We start from the raw sequence: 17,845 nt of genomic DNA, 5'->3' as shown, positions 1-17,845 counted from the left end.
CTCCTTTGGCTACATGAATTTCATGCCAGATTGATGTCCCTCATTGCCTATCTCGTCATACGCCTTATCAAACAAGTGACGAGTTTTATCCAATCGATCATCCGGTTTTCTGGCCTGAGTAAAGATTTCACCGGTGTTTTGCTGATACCCTGCCCGTTCTGTTAAAAAGACTCCGCGACCTTTTGTAAGCTCCGAAAGCTGCTCTTTATAAAATTGTGATGTGCGAGCCGGAATTTTTCCTGATACTACGATTTCGTTGTGCTGTGTCTTTATTGATACAATATCTGCATGAAATTTTTTCAGATCATTGTAAACACGCGCATTGCAATCTTGGGGGACATAAAGCTCAAATGACAGGCAGGGCTCTAACAACTCCGTACCTGACTGTTTTAGGGCTTGCTCAAATACAATAGGAGCTAAATGCCGAAAGTCAGCAGGGGTACTTACCGGACTGTAGTATACGCCATATTCAAAACAGACTTTGAGATCTGTTACTTCCCATCCATATAACCCCTGCTCACAACCATATCGAACACCTTCTTCAACGGCGTTCTGAAATGATTTATTTAAATATCCATAGGACACTTTGCTTTCATAGCGCAGTCCAGTTCCAATGGGAAGCGGTTCGATTGACAATCCTATGGATGCCCAAAAAGGATTAGGGGTGACCTCAATATGGGCAGTAAAGTCTGCCTTTTTCAAAGGCCGTTCTTTATAAATAGTTGTTACATTCTCGATTTTGACCTGAAGATGGTATCGGTTTTGTAGCAAAGAAACGATGACTTCCATTTGTACTTTTCCGAGGAACTCCATAATAATATCGTTGCTTCTGGAATCCAATTTATATTGCAAAAGAGGATCTGTTTCCGCCAGTTCCGATAAGGCTTCTAACAGAAAAGTTCTGTCGGAAGAAAGGACAGGGGAAATGTTCGCCTGCATGATCAGATTATTGTTGTGTAGAATCAAATTCCTTTCAGGAATTGTTCCTATGGAGTCCCCAATCTTTAGTCGCATTTCATTTGGAAAAATAGCAATATCACCGCATTCGACTTTTTCGGTTTCTACCATTTTTCCATTGCTTGAGGTCTCTAATTTTTTAATTTTTATATTGTCAGAATGATCTTGCAGGGTTAGTACGTCACGTGATTTAATGGAACCTCCAAAAATGCGCATATATGTGCGTTTGTTTCGATTATCATCTCTTTCAACTTTGTATACCAATGCAGCAAGATTAGAGTTGGGTGGGGACATAAATGGAGTGAATTCCATGAGAATCGCATCCATGAGTTCTTTCGTGCCAATATGTTTCAGAGCGCTGCCGTGATAAACAGGCAAAAGAGTACCGTCATTTATATTTTTTCTTCTGCTCTCTAACAGTTCCTCCGCCGTAATAGGCTGATCCATGACATATTTTTTTAGCAAAGCATCATCCGTTTCAATAATCGTGTCTTTAAATTCTTCAGACAACGGATTCAGAGTTTTGGGCAAAAGAGAGATTCCATTTGTAATGCTCTGCATGATAAGGATATGAGAGGACAATTTAGCTCTGATATCCTCATAGAGGGAATCAAGATCAATATCCGGTTGATCGATCTTATTAATAAAAATCAAAGCAGGAAGTTTCCTTTTTCGTATTGCATCGAAAAGGATACGTGTTTGTGCCTGAATGCCGTCTTTGGCAGAGATCAGCAAGATAGCGCCATCCAACACATTCAATGAGCGCTCTACCTCTGAATAAAAATCGATATGTCCAGGCGTATCAATCAAATTGATTTTGAAATGGCTCCATTGATAAGATGCTATGGATGCCTGAATTGTAATGCCCCTTTGCTTTTCAAGTGCCATAGAATCTGTAATCGTTGAACCCCTGTCAACACGCCCGGACTCAGCAATTGTACCGCTGGCATAGAGCATACTTTCTGTTAATGTTGTTTTTCCAGCATCTACATGAGCCAAGATGCCAATATTCATTATTTTCATAAGTCACACCTCATATAATCGTTAAAAGATAAAAGTCCCCTGTGATTGAAATACTTTCATCACAGGGGACTGCTATCATAACAATTATGAGTACGACATTAAAAGCTGTTAGAAAGAGAATTCTACAGCATGGCGGATCCATAAAATATGAAAGTATTCTTAAATTAAGGTACAAAAACCAAACCCATTACAACAGATGTAATAAGGCCAAATCATTCGTACCTACCATCATTCAGTTGATTGTTATTTAAGAATACCTTGCCGCATAGTAATTAATCTCCTTTTAGTGCTTTTCTTATGTTACCTTATGAACACTGGATTTGTCAAGTTCACTTATCGCTAACATCGCTACCAAAGTGGCTAAATCAGTGGAAAGGCTATGCTTTCGCAATTATTTTCAACGGCTCGTTTCAGCGAATTCGTGTATGCGGCACGGAGGTACTTCTCATTCTGCTCCTCATTCCAATGTCGATAAACCGGACCCGCGGCATGAATGACAAACTTCGCCGAAAGGTTAAACCCCGGCGTAATAACGGCTTCACCAGTCTTAATCGGTGCGAGTTTATCGCAGGCAACTTGAAGCTGTGTCGCTCCCGCCGCTTTAAATATCGCTCCGCAGACCCCGCCGCCCATTTGCAATTCGGTGTTGACTGCGTTGACGATGGCGTCAACTTTCAGCTTCGTTATATCTTGGCGGACAATAGTAAATGGCATTAACACACCTCCTCTTTTGTCATCAGCGATTATTCATTTACTTCTTTAACTTCGCTGAATTATATGATGCCTTTACTTCTGAAGGTGGGCAATACTGTTGGCAAGATATTCATCTACAGCAATTGAACCGGAGAGTTCTTTAATCAACTGATTGCCGAGAGAGAAATCTGACACCATCGCACATAATTTAATTAATTCTGCGGTACAGTTAGGATTTTTATTTGCCAGGGAATACGCCTTTTTCATTTCATTATAAGCCAATGTAATAAGTCCGCTATCCCTCAGAGCATCAGCTCTATTAAAGAGCGTATCGTAATTCAAATCTATTTTGCAAAGCGCATTTGCTGCCCATATTCCCCGAAACCCAGCTTCATTGACAGCTATCTCATATAATTCTTTGTACGGAAGCTGCTCATATGGAGCGGCTATCCCTATTGCGAAAGGAGCCATCCCCAATTCATAAAAGCCCTCGCAATATGAGTTGATATATTTTATATCTTCTTGTATTAGATCCGCTCCAATATTATAGACGCAAAACTTATCAGTCTCTAAAGAAGCAGGAAACGCATTTTTCCAAATCGCATAGGTACACGTTGTATCAAAAAGAATTTTTACATTGTCCCTCAAAGTCGAAATCCTATAAGAAAAGTCAAGCCCTCCGAAATCGCCATGAAGTATCTGCTTTTGCTCCTTAAAAAACTCTGCATTCTCCGCCCAAGCAACGATGTGGTATTTTTTCCCGTTGTCTATCAGAAAGATTGTCAAGTTGCTTTTTGAAACATTTGAAACCTGCGCTTCTGTGTCAATATAAATATTCCCATCATAAAAAGTAAAGGCGTTTTGAAAATCTTCCAGATAAGGAATGATAACAAAAGCCACCTCGTTTTTACCTTTTGAATAATCAGCTATTATTTTGTCATATTTCAAGTTAAGTGAGTAATCGCTAAGATATTCATCCAGTTCTTTTGCATATGTCTTGTAGTTAGGGAATCTATTTGCCCTCAGCATAAATTTGCGGTCATGATCTGCAAAATCTTGGTGCAGGCTTTCGTGATAAACGACGGACGCTAAGGCTTCATAAGAAATATCATTACTATTAAATGCCCGGCTGACAGTGATCTGGTTATTATACAAATCGTATTTGCCGTTGATGGCTGTCCATGTTCATCAGACCATAAGATATTAGGGCGCGGTAAAATCTTCGACGCATAGTACTTCGTGCGCACTTCATCCAGTATTTTATCTAAGTCGTACATAGTGTTGGCTCCTGTTAATCATTTTTCTATTACCCAGAACTTTCTTTCGGTTCCAAATGCGCCTTTATCTCGTGGCACAAAGCCCAATGCTTCGCAGTATCTTGCATATTCCTGATTTAAGATGGAATTAATCAAAGGTTTAGCGCCCAAAATTTTTGATATAGCCGGGTTAGTTTCTTTCCCGTCTTTCTCCACGTTGTTCAAATGAGCATCCATTGAATTGTCAGCGTAACCAATGAACCGACTGGGATAAAATTTATAAGCACCGGAAACTCCCACCGCAACAAAGCAAGTTCCTTTTTTGATTAAGTTAAGAGCAAAATCATATTCCGGGTCAACTTGAGAACGGAGGTATCCATCTAAAGTTTGGCTGTTTGTGATTAACTCATTAAAATTTGATACGATTTTCATGATTAGCACTCCTTTTACTTTATCCTGCAATAATTTTTTCTAATATTCCTCTTTCCAGCAAAAGCGAGCTTAAATCCGATTTTCGCTATGCCGTTTCAGATTCGGCTTTTCATCGATATGGGGCAGATTTTCACCCTTTTCACGATAGGCCCAGAGGATTTTATCAATTTTCCTTGGTGTCCATGTACAAGTCTGGAATATCCGATTCAATTCGTCTGCCTTTGCACGCAATAGTTGTTCAAGCACTACGCCATCTGCAAGCGTCAGTGCCTCTGGGCGCATCCGAACAATGCTTTTACGCTCATTTAACTCGTCGATACACAACAAGGACTTCACTACAAACTGGTCAACAGTTCCAAAATAATCAGGAAATAAAACTGAAAGTAATCCTGACGCTCCGGCGATACCCAAACCTCGGATTCTGCTTGCGACCTCAAGTCCAGTGCGAATTTGCGCCTTATCAAAAGAAAACAACTCTTTCTGTATCTCAGCCAGTGCCGTGATATCAATCAAATGCCTCTTTAACTGCATACGAGTGGTTGCAAGCCGATTTTTTGCAGTATATTTCCAGACGAAGTAAGTATCGTGGAGAAAGACATAAAATGCCTCAACCTTCATTTGATTTATATCATCTGGATTTAATGCCTCAAGCGATTTTTCCAGATTTCTATTGGCGTCAGAAACCTGATTCCAATAACAATCCTCAGCAATCAGCCAATCTTCTTGGCAGGTAGAATACCACAACTCCTCAATTTTCAGTTTCATCATCCATCCTTTTCTCACATACTATCTTTGCAGTTCCTTTTTTAACCTATCTATTATTAAAGCCTCACGGGCTTCTAAAAATTCCGGGAAGTTTGTAAACGCAAGATCAACACCATCGGGTATCAGATGTTTTTGACGATATGCAGTCTTTGCCTCTTCCGCAGGCAAATTATCCTCAAACCACTTCTTGAAATCCTTGTTGGTCTTTGATGTATTGTCCAGCCCCTCAAGTAATTGAAGGTTGCCTATGTAATTGAAGTTTTCCAAGAAATCCGAAATTCCATCTGAAGAAATTCCCATCTTGCGAAGCTTGCGCTCTGTGAATTCTGCTTTGGGGAAAATGTGATCAATATGAAATAGATTGTGCAAGTCCGCCCAAGGATAGAGAACCGACATTACTGTCAGCGTATCACCTTGTCCATATTTGAGATACAGCAGATTTTCAATGTCAGCATCAGTGAATTCATGCGTTCTGTTTGTTCCCTTAAACCGCTCGATAATCTGTTCAAGCGGAAAGATCGAACCATCACTTTTAGCGATTATCTCCCTGATGGGACGCAGGACACCATCTGGCTGGGAGCTGAATACACGCTTCAGCATGGCACTTACAAACCATTTTTTAATTATCCTTACGTTTTCAGCATTTTTGGGCGATGCCGCAAAATTTGCCGGTAAGCCTATGTGTTTAATATAATAGGCGATAGGTATGAACAGGTTATTTGATGTCAGGTTATCTCTGTTAAAACCCAATCTGGCAGCAAGGGTTACCGCTTCTCGCAGGGCAGCCATAATATTCGACCATTCCGACTGTATCTTCATCATATTAGTGTGATTAAAGTTATCGATTTTGAATGCTATGTCAGGGAAATCGCACAGAACCAAACAGGCTTTGAGTATAAAATCCTTGTTGACATTGAACCCTCTGCCGATGGCATTTATCTCGTCAACGGCGCTGTGGATTTCCTCCCGGGCATCCAGGTCGTCCCATTGCGCGGAAGCAATAGAAAGAAGAAGATCGGAGTAACTGAGCGGTGTTCCGCCGCTGTTCACACGAATAAAGATATTAAGGACTTTGTCCAGCTTATCGCTCTTTTCAAGATAGTAGCTAATCGTTCCATCAGCGTGAATCGCTTGCCACAGCTTACTAAGTGTTTCGGTAGCAAACTCAGCTTTATCCTCGTCATATGAGCCTTGCCCGATTTTAACAAGATAGCTGTTGACTTTCTGGAGGTACTTCATCGCATCGGACAGCTTGTCAAAACCCAATATATCCCCGACAAAAAACCAGTAGTGGCTATCGTCATTTTTACACTCATCAGAAGTAAGGAATGCAAAATCATAAAACCAGTCATCATCATCCGATTTTTTCAGCAAGTTCAGATAAAGTTTTCTCAGTGGGTACGCTTTGGGATTGTCGTATCGCATATACGGCTTTTTATAGGCATATGTCCCCATTAACCCTAAATAAAGCGAGGTCAATCGTTGCTGGCCATCAAGGATAGCAGTGACGGTCTCGCTGCCGATAATACTTGCTTTCGGATTGTGCCGACAATCCCGTTCGTGATAATTGCGGAGAAATTCGTAAAAAACGAATTCCTTCACGTTAGCAGGGCTAACCTCCCAAAACAGAAAGGAGCCTATAGGATAGCCAAGCATAAGGCTGTCAAATAGCTGGGTTATTTGGTCTACATCCCAGACAAACTCCCGTTGAATAGACGGCAGTAAATATTTTTTGCTATGAATGTTAGCAATCGTTTCCTTGATTGTTAGTGCAGTTTGAAAAGCCATAGAGTACCTCCAAATAATCTTATTGGTCTATTATTTAGTTTCTGATTTTCTTGCAATAGGCGCCTCTGCCAATGCGATCACTATGTCTCGCAATTTGGCAAAAGAACACTTCTTTGCACCAAGGGCCAACAGCGCATTTAACCCAATTGATTTTTGATTGCTAACGGCAGTGTCCAGAATTCCTGTGGCAATGGGGTAAAAATCCCACTGTGCTAAGTCAAGCGGGTTTACCGCTTTCTGTTCTTTGCAGTTTTCAACACAAAACACATAAACGTCCGCTTGGCGCATAGCGATTTCGGCATAAGCATTAGTGGCTGAATCCCAAGCCAATGTCTCCCGAACGCTGAAACGAATGTCGGAGATTTTCTTTTGCGCCCAACTCTGTAAATAGGCTGAGGTTTTCACTTCAATCTTTATACCTTCGGGTGACAACACGTCAAAGGCTCTCCAACCCTTACTAACACCATCGGCACAGTGCATCGCCAGAGAAACAATGTACTCGGCGAGTTTGCCTCGCTCCGTATTTCCCATTAGGTCGGAGTATGCCCATCTCCAAAAGTCTACAAGATGAGCGGAGCAGCCGCCGTTCAGGAAACACTCGTCACCATGCTTTCTTTCTACGGTCAGCGCCGGATATCGATATTCACAATTAGCCACGATGTTTCCTCCTTTTTGAAGCCTATTCCTCCGTTTTTGCATCCTCATCAAAAATTCTGTCGAGTTCGGCATTAGATGTCACACCGCGCACCCTATTCCTCACGCTCAGTTTTCCCATATCCAAGCGATAGAAATGATCTCGCCTATCCGCACCCTTTACCTTGCGGATCAATTGAATACGTCCGAAATGCTCTCCGTGTTTCTCTGCAAACTTAGCCAATCCAACGGCTTTCGGGTAATTATCCTTACGGCTTGGGTCATGCGGTTCAAGTACATCAAAAACATACCTGGCGCAGGGAACGGCTGTGTGGATTCATCAACTCTGCTGCGGAAACAGCGGGGCTGTCACAGGAAAAAGACCTTACCCTGCAGCACAGGATGTGGTAAAGGCGGTGGGTAAATGGAGATACAGGGTCAGAATTTCGGGATTGAAATTGAAATGACCGGGATTACACGAAGCCGCGCCGCCGAGGTGATTGCCGAACATTTCGGCACGACAAAAGAATATGAGGGCAGCTTCTACGATGCCTATTATATTTGTAAACTACAAATTATTGTGGCTAAGATGGAGTGAACATAGGTAATTTATTTATATTGTTCTTGTGTATTCTGCGCCATCTTGCGTATATTATCTCGCATTTCCAAAGGCAGTATAACTTCCGCTTCTATACCTAACCCCATAAAAAAATGACTGACATAATCAAAATCTGAACGGTCTATTGTTTGGTCGATAAACCCACCAACACCATCAGAATTATTGCAAATGCTTGTTTCAAAATATGGATTGTCTTTGCAGGCAATCATTCCTTCATCTGAAAGTTTCACATATATGTGGATAGGTTCCTTTATTACATACGAATGCAATATGTCATACAGCGTTGTATCGGGGGGAGAGAACTCCTTTTCTGAATCGTTAATCTCTAAAACCCTGTCTACTCTAAATATACGCATTTCTCCAATTTGACAGTCATACGCAGGCATATACCATTTTCCATGATTTGCGTATACGCCAATAGGGATTATTGTTCTGAATGTAATTTCTCTCTTTGATTGATACTTTATTTCGATTGTCTTTTTTTGAGATGCCTTTTGAATGGCTGTTTTTAGAAGTGGTGTATCCGTATCTCGTTTGTGATTCCAAAACAGCAAAGTAGATTCTAAATTTTCCACTTGCTTTTTTACATCCTCTGGCAGTTGCATAAATAGCTTTCTGGACGCAGATTCAATATCTACTTCAAAAGGCAGGGACTTAAAGTATTTGAGCGATTGAAATGAAAAAAAGATAGCAAGTGCTTCATCTTCATTAAAAATGATTGGGGGTAAGACCCTGCTGGATATAATGCGATACCCTCCATTTCTGCCCGGCTCTGTATATAAAGGTACGCCCATTTCTTCTAATTCTAACAAATATCTATGTGCTGTTCTGACAGAAATATCAAACTCTTCAGCAACATCATTTGCTGTAAAATATCGTTTTGTATTTACATAAAGCAACAAATCAAATAATTTCGTTGTTTTACTCATTTTCTACCTCTTTCTAATAAAACCATGACAGGTTTTGTCATGGTTTTATTATATAATACATTTACGAATAATTCAAGATTGGAGGCCATGTTATTTTGATGAATGAACTTATTATTACAGGAGCAAAAGAAAAGAACTTAAAGAGTGCAACTGTAACTATCCATAAAAACAAGATCACATCCGTTGTCGGCGTTTCCGGCTCTGGAAAATCGGCATTAGTATTTGATACTATCGCCGCGGAATCACAAAGACAGTTGAATGAAACATACACCAGCTTTATTAGGAGCCGCTTGCCCCACTATGGAAAACCTGATGTAGAGTCAATACAAAATTTATCCGTTTCTATCATTATCAATCAAAAACGGCTTGGGGATAATGTTCGGTCTACTGTTGGTACAGTTACAGATATTTATAGTCTGCTACGGCTTTTATTTTCAAGGGTAGGCACTCCATTTGTAGGCTATTCCGATGTTTTTTCATTTAATAATCCGCAGGGAATGTGTAAAGAGTGTCAAGGTCTCGGTGTAGTACAAGGTTTTGATATTGAGCAGTTACTGGATAAGGAAAAGTCTCTCAATGAGGGTACTATTCAATTTCCAACCTTTTACCCCGGTGGTGTACGTTGGAAGCGTTATATCCATACTGGCCTTTTCGACAATGATAAAAAGCTAAAAGATTATTCGCCAGACGAATTAGATACCTTACTATATAAATCGGGATTCAAGCCTCAAAACCCAACAAGCGAATGGCCCCCCACTTCTATGTATGAGGGAGTTATCCCGCGTATCAAAAGAACATTTTTATCAAAAAACTGCCGTGATGCAAAATTATATCAAAAGGATATAGATAGGATTGTGATAGAAAAAGATTGCCCAGTATGTCATGGAAGCCGATTAAATCCTAAAGTATCAAACTGCAAAATCAATGAAAAAAATATTACTGATTGTACCAATATGACAATCATGGAACTAATTGATTTTATAGAAACCATTCATGCTCACCAAGTGGACACCGTAACACAAGCTATTTTACAGCAACTCGCTTTTGCTAAAGATGTAGGGTTGGGATATTTGACATTAAATCGGGCTACATCAACTTTGTCAGGTGGAGAATCCCAACGTATCAAAATGATTCGGCAACTGGGGAGCAGCCTTAACGGACTGATTTACATTTTTGACGAGCCGAGCATAGGACTTCACCCGGCTGATATTCACAAAATCAATAAACTGTTTGTCAAACTTCGTGATAAGGGAAACACAATTTTGATTGTGGAGCATGATCCCGATGTTATTCAAATTTCAGATAACATCATAGAAATGGGGCCACGTTCGGGAAAAAACGGTGGAGAAGTTGTTTTTCAAGGAGATATTAAAACTTTTTATGCAACGCCAACATTAACATCGAAATATATATTACAAAAACACAAAATAGAAAACAGAAACAGAAAAGAAAGTGGTTGGCTGGAAATAAAAAATGCTTCCATGTTTAATCTCCACAACGTAAATGTGCGAATACCGAAAGGTGTCATGACGATTGTTACAGGGGTTGCGGGTTCTGGAAAGAGTACCTTATTCAATAAAGTATTGCCGAAACACTATCCCGACTGCATTGTTATAAATCAAAAACCTATTACAACAAATCGTCGATCAAATATTGCTACATTTACGGGTATTTTTGATAATATCCGAGAGTTATTTGCGAAAGAGAATCGTGTGAATAGTTCATGTTTCAGCTTTAATTCCAAAGGAGCCTGTCCGAATTGTAAAGGGCTTGGCTTAGTTGAACTGGACTTAGCTTTTATGGAAAGCGTCACTGATGTATGTGAGGTCTGTAATGGTAAACGGTTTACTCAGCAAATGCTTAAATATTCATATCATGGTAAAGACATCAGTGAAATACTTAATTTAAATGTTGATGAGGCAGTTGCTTTTTTTTCAGAACCGTCCATTACCAACAGATTGAGTCAGCTAAAAAAAGTGGGATTGGGATATATAAGTTTAGGACAACCACTTACCACATTATCAGGAGGTGAGTTACAACGATTAAAATTAGCTGCTGAATTAGAGCAACGTGGACAAGTATATGTATTTGACGAACCAACAACCGGACTTCATTTTTCTGATATACAAACCTTGTTGGCCGCATTTGAGGAACTATTAAATCATGGCAGTACCTTAATTGTGATTGAACACAACTTGGAGATGATTTGTCATGGGGATTGGTTAATTGATTTAGGTCCCGGAGCTGGTGAGCAAGGCGGAAAAATTATTTTTGAAGGCACCCCGCAAGAATTACTTAACTGCAAACAGTCCGTTACGGGTATCTACCTAAAACGGTATTTAGGTGATCAAAGATAAATATTTGGGTAGCAAACGAACAATTATGAACCGTTGTTGTGGCGATTACCGCAGGTACAGCTCCAAACGACAAGGCTTTTGACGAATGGATATCTACCGATAATGTTTGTCTTTGCCAACGAAAACGGTAAGGTAGCGACTGGTTGGCTTACAAAGGACGATGCCACATACTATTTCACCTCAGACGGTGTTCTGGTATCAGGCAAGTGGCTCCAGATTGTTGGCAAGTGGTATTACTTCTACTCCGCAGGCGCCAGAAAAACAAAATAGTAGCTACAAAATAAATACGGCCAAGGGCAAACCCGGCAAAAGCCGGGGACGCAAAGCTGAGGATCTAAGGCGCTTATGCGCTATGATAGTCTGGCTGCCAAAACCGCAAAGGGTCTGCCCTCTCCCAAGAGGGCAGGCCCTTGCCATCTTTTATGGCTTTTTGGGGTATCAGGATACCGGCTTTCGCTATACGCCGTGGTGAAGGGGGGTATCCGTATGGGCATTATCTGCATTCCCTTTTATAGGAGGTGGAACTAAAGACGGTGCAATCCGTACATATCACCCTCCACTCGTACAATTTTATAAGCCTGTTCTAAAAAAGTCAGTATTTTGCCAAGGGCAACGTACTGACTTTTTTCTTTCGACAAAAAAACTCATACAACGACTGAATTTTCCAAATAAAGGGGATTTGGGAGTTGTTTTATATATAAGCGTGTCGAACCCGCACTGCCGTTCTCCTCCGCTTCTGACATTTTGACTCACCATCAAAATCTCAGAAAACGGAGGACAAGCCATATGGCAGAAAAGAAGGAATATCGAATCAAGGTGCAGGGGCAGCTCGTCCCTGTCACCGAGGAAATCTATCTAACCTATTACCGCATGAAGCGCCGTGAACTACATCTGGAGGAAAAAGACACAGCACATGGCGTGTTTTATTATAGTGCCTTGGATACGGAGGAAACCAACGGTGAGGATGCAATCCCTGATTTGCTTTCGCCCCGTGTGGAGGATATGGTAGTGGACAAGCTCATGTCACAGCGGCTTCGTCAATGCATAGCACAACTTTCCAAAGAGGAACAGAATCTGATTTTTTCCCTGTATTATCAAGGAAAAACGCAGATGGAGCTGGAGAGAGAAACCGGAATCAAGCAGCAGACCATCAGCTATCGGGACCGTCAGATTCGGCTGAAGCTAAAAAAAATGATGGAAAAGTAAAAATATTTTTTGTAGACCCCCTCACGAAACCGGATTAGTAGTGAGGGGGTTTTTCCCATTCCCTCAATCGTACTTTGAAAATTTCATATCCGATGACCTGAATACATTAGCTGACGGACCCTGAAAGGGAAAAGCGACCCCGGAGGATGCGCCAAGACCACCTGTAGGCAGGCAGCAAGAAAAGTGAAATCACTTATTTTTTTGTTCGCTCGTTTCTTTCTGCTCCTATCAAAGACGGCCAAATAAGGTGCAGAGCGGTACCCATCCGACCGGAAAACAGGCTGTGGCAGCCTGTCTCGCAATGACTCCGTCAGCCTATATTGATACTTCTGTCCAGTCACAGCCCCCCTGACCGGGGGATCACGCAATGAGGGCAGCCGGCAGAGATCCTGGCGGGGGTGAGATTCCCATGATGCGGTGAAGCCAGCCGCAGTTCAGGCCGTCGCCTTTATTGTGCAAAGCACCATATGCTCTGTACAGAGTGCTTGGGGAGTAGTGTCGAATTAAGCACCGTTATTACAGAAAAAAGACTTAATGTCAGAAGCGATGGGGATCGCTCTGCCAGCGGAAAAGCTCACAGTAGAGCGATCCCTATATTTGTGCCATTAAGAAAAGCAGAGGAAACTCAAACCAAGGAGGTGCAAAATTTGAACATGATAAAACAAGGAATCAGCCGCGGCGATATTTACTACGCCGATTTAAGCCCTGTTGTGGGCTGTGAGCAAGGGGGCATCCGTCCCGTACTTATATTGCAAAATGACATAGGCAACCGCCACAGTCCCACCACCATCGTCTGTGCCATCACCGGCAGACCCAAAAAACCTCTGCCCACCCATGCAACTATTACTGGAGCGGGCAGATTGTCCAGAGAGTCCTTTGCACTTCTGGAGCAGATACGCACCATTGATCGGACACGGCTTCGGGGCTGGATCGGCAGGTTGGATGAACAGGCTATGGAAGAAATCAACCAAGCACTTTCTATCAGCGTCGGACTAAGTCCGGCGCTTTTATTATGAGGGGGAATTTTTATGAACAACAAAACAATCATGTTTGAAAAATACCCCGACGTAGTCGAGGTAAATCAATTACGAGAAATGCTCGGCGGCATCAGCCGGAAACTGGCTTATAAATTGCTTTCGGAAAAAGAGATACATAGTGTTCGCATTGGACGAACCTATAAGATTCCCAAAGCATGCGTCATTGAATATTTGCTGAGTGAAGAAATGTGCCATATCAAGATTGGTTGATATGGTTTTTTGCTTATTATTGACCCAAAACCGTAGAAAAATCCGTTGGATTGCTTCCGCGTAAAACAGTAGCTATCCTATGCCTTCTGTGGTATTGTGATGTTGTCAATGGTAGGCAAATACGCTGTTATTTCAAAGGAGGATAACAATGATAACAGGCTGCCTACAGCAAAAGAACAATACTTATTACGCCGTCCTTTATATCAAAGTAGACGGAAAAAGAAAAACCAAGTGGATTCCCACCGGACTGCCGGTAGCGGGAACCAGCGACAGGAAAGCTAAGAAAGCCTTTGACCAAATCCGGTTGGAGTATGAACAGGAGCAGGAAGAAAAGGAGCGTCGCGAAGCCGAGGAACGAGCCAAAGAACTGATCGAGGGCAAACGAAATCCTCAAGCGGATGTATTGTTTACCGACTACCTTCAAAAATGGCTGATTCAAGCAAAGCCGACGATAGCCAAAACAACATTTAAAGGCTATCAAACCATGCTGGATGGTCGAATCAATCGGTACTTTATCGAGCTGGACATCACCTTGGGGGAGGTTACCCCACAGCATATTCAGGACTTCCATCAATCAATTTTTGATGAGGGCCACACACCGAACACGGTTATCCATTATCACGCAGTCCTCCGCAGAGCACTACAGAATGCGGTGAAAAAGGAGATCATCGACAGTAACCCTGCTGACCGGGTAGACAGACCAAAAAAGAATATATATCAGGCTCAGTTTTATTCCGCAGAGGAAATGATGGCACTGTTTGATGCGATATCAGATGATCCCTTGGAGATTTGTGTGAAGCTGGCAGCTTACTATGGTTTACGCCGAAGCGAAGTTCTCGGATTAAAGTGGGATGCGATCAACCTCGAACAAAAAACCATCTCCATCAAGCACAAGGTGATTGAGGACACGGTAGATGGCAAAACCATAACGGTCGGGGAAGATGTACTGAAAACCAAATCCAGCTTCCGCACCCTTCCGTTGCTGCCATCGGTGGAAAAGCTACTGCTTGCAGAAAAGGAAAAGCAGGAAATGTACAGAAAGCTATTCAAACGCTCTTACTGCCGGGATTATCTCGACTACATCTGCCTCGACCAAACAGGGAAGCTCATGCGCCCTAATTATGTAACGGATCACTTTAGCTGGGTGCTTGAAAAAACCGACCTCAAAAAAATCCGTTTCCACGATTTAAGACATTCCTGCGCCAGCTTACTGCTTGCAAATGGGATATCAATGAAACAAATCCAGATATGGCTGGGGCATAGCACCTTTTCGACCACAGCAGACATTTATTCTCACCTGGACTTCCACGCACAGATCGAATCCGGATTGGTTATGGATGGGATGTTTGAAAGAAACCGAGTGGCAGAACCTACTGGACTTGCAGCAATCAACTAATTTTCTACGGACTGCCTTATGGGAATACGGAAAAGCCTTATAGGGCAAGGGCTCAGGCATATCCGTTTTCTACACAAACAAAAAAACGCCCTCAAAAGAGAGCGTAGAAAAGGCAAAAAAATGGAGGGCCTGTTGCGGACATTGACCGCAAACAGGCCCCTGGCGGAGGCGGTGAGATTCGAACTCACGTGCCCGTGAGGACAACCTGATTTCGAGTCAGGCTCGTTATGACCACTTCGATACGCCTCCATATTTATTTTAATACACCAAGCCCCGCGTAGAAGTCAAGGCAAAGTGTAGAAAAACCGTAGAAATCGCTAAAAAGCTAATTTTTTGAAATCCCGCAAAACCGCATAAACTCAAGGGTTTCCTGCATTTTCAAGGCAACTGACCGAGTGGATTTCGAGTGCGGACCCTTCGACCACTTGGGTACCTCTCCATATTCAATTTTACCCCGTTTTTCAGGGTGGTACAGGCGTTAGAAACGTGTTAGAATAGAGCCGTGGATTCCTGAGTTTTGCGGCGCGGAAGCCTTGGAAGCACGGGCTTTTCCGGATTTTGGTCACGGATTTGGACAAGCCCGTTTCGAGTCAGGGCCGTTATGACCACTTCGATACGCTTCCGTATTCAATTTTACCTCACCTTAGGAATGCTGATGATCAGAATTCCGGCGGCTACTGTAGAGCCACTTATACATTTTATAGATTCGGGACGTAAAAGTCAAGTGTTTTTCAAGTTTCATAAGACTGTAAAAAATTCCGGCACAGCGTAGGATGTTGTGCCGGAAGAGCAGTAAAGAACATATTATGCCATTAGACAACTTCTAAAATCAGGTGATAATATGCCATTAACAACAAGAGAACTTTTAGCAAAACTAATCAAATGCGAAGCGGGCGGAGAAGGAGACAACGGGATGCGCGCAGTCGCTTCCGTGATTGTCAACCGCGCACAGGTCCCCAACGGGGAATTCGCCCGCGTAAGCAACGGCGGCGATATCCGCGCTATTATTGAACAGCAGGGCCAGTTTACCTGCATGAAAGAGGTAGTTGCCGGCGCTTACAATGCTCAGAACGTATGGAATATGGACCCTGAGGAAGTCCACTATGCCATCGCGGACTGGGCGATCGCGGGGAACATTTTTTCCGGTGTCGGAAACTCCCTTTTCTACTTCAACCCGTTTAATCCCCAATGTCCGCCTTACTTCCCGCCGGGAGGAGCCGGCGTGATTTTCAACAGAATTAATCAGCACTGCTACTATTCTCCTACCTCAGTATACGCGACTACATGATTCTAAGGAGGAATCAAAATGATGGACAATAATGCGGTCGGCGATTACAAAATGCCCCCATGCCAGGCCGCGCTTTATCCCACAGCGGAAACCATGAAAAATACGCCGTCCGTCATGGAAGGCGTTGCGAGCTACAATTATATGAATCCTATCCAACAGCAAAAACAGCCTGCGCAATCAGCCCAGCAGTTTCCCGCGGCTACTTTTCCGCAGACGGGGATGCTGCAATCCGTGACAGGCACAGGGACCGGGCAGCAAACCGGTGCCGTTATGCCGCAGATGCCGGCGCCGCAGTCGGACATAGGGATCATGCGGCAGTCCGGAAACGGGGTCCCTCAGACGGCGGGCGGCCAGGCGCCGACAACGTCGGCGACACAGGTTCAGACCGGGATGCCCCCGAGCGTGGTTACGCCGGACAGTCTGCAATATCTGAACGGTTTTTTAAGAACGCAGATCGGCCGGCCGGTACTCGTTACTTTTTTGGTGGGAACCAATACGCTGACGGACCGGACCGGTACCCTGCTGGGGGTCGGTATCAACTATATTCTGATCCGGGAGACCCGGACCGACGATATTCTTGCGTGCGATTTCTACAATATCAAGTTTATCAGATTCTACTATTAATTCGGAAGTGTTTTGTCTCCCTTCACGGGCCCATGCAAGCCGCAGGGCCCGTAAAAGGGAGTGAAACCGGCGATTGCTCTAACCGGCGGCTTGCACCGTTCGGGCGGCCGAGGCGTCGGCGGGCAGCTCCACAGCGGGCGCCTTGCCGATGCCTTCGATATTTCCGCTGATCTCACATTTGGAGACAGTCACCGCGGTACCGCTTCCGTCTATATTCTGAAAAATCCTGTTGACCGCTTCGGTCGCGTCAAGCTCCACCCTCACAATCTGGCTGGAAGCCTCGTCGACATAGCAGTAGCCGTAAATGGGGGGCGCGCTGTCCAGCAGGGTCTGTACGACCGTCCGGGAGCCCTGGGACATGCCCGTGGCGGTGACGATATTTTCAATCGTACTTCGCAGCACTTCATTCTGGAAGGTCAGTTCTATTTTATGTACTTTCTGCGAATCCAATACCGTTTCCCGTACATATTTCTGCCCGGAAACACTGCCGAGAAGCCGCAGGATATCGATTTGTTCCAGCGGGGTGGGGGCGACGCCCCCCGCGGAGGTCTTCTGCCAGCCGCTGCCCGCGTTTGAATAGAACCATACGCCGTCGCTGTCGGTGACGGTGTAGGACACGCTGCTGCCCGTTA

19 protein-coding genes, 1 tRNA gene and 1 riboswitch are annotated in these 17,845 nt (G+C 43.4%); of the genes, 9 read left to right on the top strand and 11 right to left on the bottom strand.

The features are described from left to right. Positions 1 to 9: 9 nt before the first annotated feature. The 8 genes from tet to ACQGQ5_RS04730 form a co-directional block, all read right to left on the bottom strand. A complete protein-coding gene (gene tet, locus ACQGQ5_RS04765) occupies positions 10 to 1,980 on the bottom strand; it encodes a tetracycline resistance ribosomal protection protein (protein WP_455735447.1) in 1,971 nt (656 codons plus the stop codon). A 360-nt stretch (positions 1,981 to 2,340) separates the two neighbouring features. After that, positions 2,341 to 2,694, bottom strand: coding sequence for a macro domain-containing protein (locus ACQGQ5_RS04760; RefSeq protein WP_455735446.1), 354 nt, complete (start codon positions 2,692 to 2,694; stop codon positions 2,341 to 2,343). A 72-nt stretch (positions 2,695 to 2,766) separates the two neighbouring features. After that, positions 2,767 to 3,828, bottom strand: coding sequence for a hypothetical protein (locus tag ACQGQ5_RS04755; protein ID WP_455735445.1), 1,062 nt, complete (start codon positions 3,826 to 3,828; stop codon positions 2,767 to 2,769). Between the two features lie 140 nt (positions 3,829 to 3,968). Next, on the bottom strand, positions 3,969 to 4,361 hold the full coding sequence (locus ACQGQ5_RS04750; protein WP_455735444.1) for a hypothetical protein: 393 nt from the start codon (positions 4,359 to 4,361) through the stop codon (positions 3,969 to 3,971). Positions 4,362 to 4,430: 69 nt separating this feature from the next. Further along, the gene (locus tag ACQGQ5_RS04745; protein ID WP_455735443.1) at positions 4,431 to 5,129 is read right to left on the bottom strand and encodes a hypothetical protein; all 699 of its coding nucleotides are present in this window, start codon (positions 5,127 to 5,129) and stop codon (positions 4,431 to 4,433) included. 18 nt (positions 5,130 to 5,147) lie between these two features. After that, on the bottom strand, positions 5,148 to 6,914 hold the full coding sequence (locus ACQGQ5_RS04740; RefSeq protein ID WP_455735442.1) for a DUF262 domain-containing protein: 1,767 nt from the start codon (positions 6,912 to 6,914) through the stop codon (positions 5,148 to 5,150). 30 nt (positions 6,915 to 6,944) lie between these two features. Then, the gene (locus ACQGQ5_RS04735; RefSeq protein ID WP_455735441.1) at positions 6,945 to 7,571 is read right to left on the bottom strand and encodes a hypothetical protein; all 627 of its coding nucleotides are present in this window, start codon (positions 7,569 to 7,571) and stop codon (positions 6,945 to 6,947) included. A 22-nt stretch (positions 7,572 to 7,593) separates the two neighbouring features. Then, complete coding sequence (locus ACQGQ5_RS04730) at positions 7,594 to 7,791, bottom strand: hypothetical protein (RefSeq protein WP_455735440.1); 198 nt, start codon at positions 7,789 to 7,791, stop codon at positions 7,594 to 7,596. Between the two features lie 180 nt (positions 7,792 to 7,971). On the opposite strand from ACQGQ5_RS04730, the gene ACQGQ5_RS04725 reads away from it, so the two are divergent. Then, positions 7,972 to 8,145 (top strand): amidoligase family protein, encoded by a 174-nt coding sequence (locus ACQGQ5_RS04725; RefSeq protein WP_455735439.1) that lies wholly within the window; start codon positions 7,972 to 7,974, stop codon positions 8,143 to 8,145. A gap of 11 nt (positions 8,146 to 8,156) precedes the next feature. Here the strand turns inward: ACQGQ5_RS04725 and ACQGQ5_RS04720 are convergent, their stop codons facing one another. Then, entirely contained in the window at positions 8,157 to 9,095 is a 939-nt protein-coding gene (locus ACQGQ5_RS04720) for a helix-turn-helix transcriptional regulator (RefSeq protein ID WP_455735438.1), read from the bottom strand. 98 nt (positions 9,096 to 9,193) lie between these two features. Here ACQGQ5_RS04720 and ACQGQ5_RS04715 point away from each other — a divergent pair, with 98 nt between their 5' ends. The 6 genes from ACQGQ5_RS04715 to ACQGQ5_RS04690 all read left to right on the top strand — a co-directional run bounded on the left by ACQGQ5_RS04715 (position 9,194) and on the right by ACQGQ5_RS04690 (position 15,301). Further along, a complete protein-coding gene (locus ACQGQ5_RS04715) occupies positions 9,194 to 11,452 on the top strand; it encodes an ATP-binding cassette domain-containing protein (protein WP_455735658.1) in 2,259 nt (752 codons plus the stop codon). Positions 11,453 to 11,554: 102 nt separating this feature from the next. Next, the gene (locus ACQGQ5_RS04710; protein ID WP_455735437.1) at positions 11,555 to 11,722 is read left to right on the top strand and encodes a hypothetical protein; all 168 of its coding nucleotides are present in this window, start codon (positions 11,555 to 11,557) and stop codon (positions 11,720 to 11,722) included. A 15-nt stretch (positions 11,723 to 11,737) separates the two neighbouring features. Then, positions 11,738 to 11,824: riboswitch (cyclic di-GMP riboswitch) on the top strand. A gap of 414 nt (positions 11,825 to 12,238) precedes the next feature. Further along, on the top strand, positions 12,239 to 12,658 hold the full coding sequence (locus ACQGQ5_RS04705; RefSeq protein WP_455735436.1) for a sigma-70 family RNA polymerase sigma factor: 420 nt from the start codon (positions 12,239 to 12,241) through the stop codon (positions 12,656 to 12,658). Between the two features lie 647 nt (positions 12,659 to 13,305). After that, positions 13,306 to 13,674 (top strand): type II toxin-antitoxin system PemK/MazF family toxin, encoded by a 369-nt coding sequence (locus ACQGQ5_RS04700; RefSeq protein ID WP_081579547.1) that lies wholly within the window; start codon positions 13,306 to 13,308, stop codon positions 13,672 to 13,674. A gap of 12 nt (positions 13,675 to 13,686) precedes the next feature. Then, entirely contained in the window at positions 13,687 to 13,905 is a 219-nt protein-coding gene (locus tag ACQGQ5_RS04695; RefSeq protein WP_040658478.1) for a helix-turn-helix domain-containing protein, read from the top strand. A 148-nt stretch (positions 13,906 to 14,053) separates the two neighbouring features. Continuing rightward, on the top strand, positions 14,054 to 15,301 hold the full coding sequence (locus tag ACQGQ5_RS04690; protein ID WP_040658479.1) for a tyrosine-type recombinase/integrase: 1,248 nt from the start codon (positions 14,054 to 14,056) through the stop codon (positions 15,299 to 15,301). A gap of 160 nt (positions 15,302 to 15,461) precedes the next feature. On the opposite strand, the gene ACQGQ5_RS04685 is transcribed toward ACQGQ5_RS04690, so the two are convergent. Next, a tRNA-Ser gene (locus tag ACQGQ5_RS04685) sits at positions 15,462 to 15,550 on the bottom strand. Between the two features lie 592 nt (positions 15,551 to 16,142). Between ACQGQ5_RS04685 and ACQGQ5_RS04680 the strand changes: the two genes are divergently transcribed. Both ACQGQ5_RS04680 and ACQGQ5_RS04675 read left to right on the top strand, forming a co-directional pair. Then, the gene (locus ACQGQ5_RS04680; protein WP_275714745.1) at positions 16,143 to 16,589 is read left to right on the top strand and encodes a cell wall hydrolase; all 447 of its coding nucleotides are present in this window, start codon (positions 16,143 to 16,145) and stop codon (positions 16,587 to 16,589) included. 18 nt (positions 16,590 to 16,607) lie between these two features. Continuing rightward, positions 16,608 to 17,213, top strand: coding sequence for a hypothetical protein (locus tag ACQGQ5_RS04675; protein WP_455735435.1), 606 nt, complete (start codon positions 16,608 to 16,610; stop codon positions 17,211 to 17,213). A gap of 78 nt (positions 17,214 to 17,291) precedes the next feature. Here ACQGQ5_RS04675 and ACQGQ5_RS04670 read toward each other — a convergent pair. Beyond that, on the bottom strand, positions 17,292 to 17,845 hold a 554-nt coding region (locus tag ACQGQ5_RS04670), incomplete at its 5' end, for a hypothetical protein (protein ID WP_455735434.1).

The sequence above is a fragment of the Caproiciproducens sp. genome, from assembly GCF_053840905.1.
The sequence above is the reverse complement of the archived record's forward strand: the minus strand, read 5'-3'. Positions and strand labels throughout refer to the sequence as shown.

What these genes read in the sequence shown, in the direction of transcription:
- ACQGQ5_RS04720 (WP_455735438.1), bottom strand. Translation starts at nt 9,095, where the DNA reads ATGAGTAAAACAACGAAATTATTTGATTTGTTGCTTTATGTAAATACA.
- ACQGQ5_RS04725 (WP_455735439.1), top strand. Translation starts at nt 7,972, where the DNA reads ATGGAGATACAGGGTCAGAATTTCGGGATTGAAATTGAAATGACCGGG.
- ACQGQ5_RS04680 (WP_275714745.1), top strand. Translation starts at nt 16,143, where the DNA reads ATGCCATTAACAACAAGAGAACTTTTAGCAAAACTAATCAAATGCGAA.
- ACQGQ5_RS04705 (WP_455735436.1), top strand. Translation starts at nt 12,239, where the DNA reads ATGGCAGAAAAGAAGGAATATCGAATCAAGGTGCAGGGGCAGCTCGTC.
- ACQGQ5_RS04675 (WP_455735435.1), top strand. Translation starts at nt 16,608, where the DNA reads ATGATGGACAATAATGCGGTCGGCGATTACAAAATGCCCCCATGCCAG.
- ACQGQ5_RS04760 (WP_455735446.1), bottom strand. Translation starts at nt 2,694, where the DNA reads ATGCCATTTACTATTGTCCGCCAAGATATAACGAAGCTGAAAGTTGAC.
- ACQGQ5_RS04750 (WP_455735444.1), bottom strand. Translation starts at nt 4,361, where the DNA reads ATGAAAATCGTATCAAATTTTAATGAGTTAATCACAAACAGCCAAACT.
- tet (WP_455735447.1), bottom strand. Translation starts at nt 1,980, where the DNA reads ATGAAAATAATGAATATTGGCATCTTGGCTCATGTAGATGCTGGAAAA.
- ACQGQ5_RS04715 (WP_455735658.1), top strand. Translation starts at nt 9,194, where the DNA reads ATGAATGAACTTATTATTACAGGAGCAAAAGAAAAGAACTTAAAGAGT.
- ACQGQ5_RS04695 (WP_040658478.1), top strand. Translation starts at nt 13,687, where the DNA reads ATGAACAACAAAACAATCATGTTTGAAAAATACCCCGACGTAGTCGAG.
- ACQGQ5_RS04740 (WP_455735442.1), bottom strand. Translation starts at nt 6,914, where the DNA reads ATGGCTTTTCAAACTGCACTAACAATCAAGGAAACGATTGCTAACATT.
- ACQGQ5_RS04690 (WP_040658479.1), top strand. Translation starts at nt 14,054, where the DNA reads ATGATAACAGGCTGCCTACAGCAAAAGAACAATACTTATTACGCCGTC.
- ACQGQ5_RS04745 (WP_455735443.1), bottom strand. Translation starts at nt 5,129, where the DNA reads ATGATGAAACTGAAAATTGAGGAGTTGTGGTATTCTACCTGCCAAGAA.
- ACQGQ5_RS04710 (WP_455735437.1), top strand. Translation starts at nt 11,555, where the DNA reads ATGTTTGTCTTTGCCAACGAAAACGGTAAGGTAGCGACTGGTTGGCTT.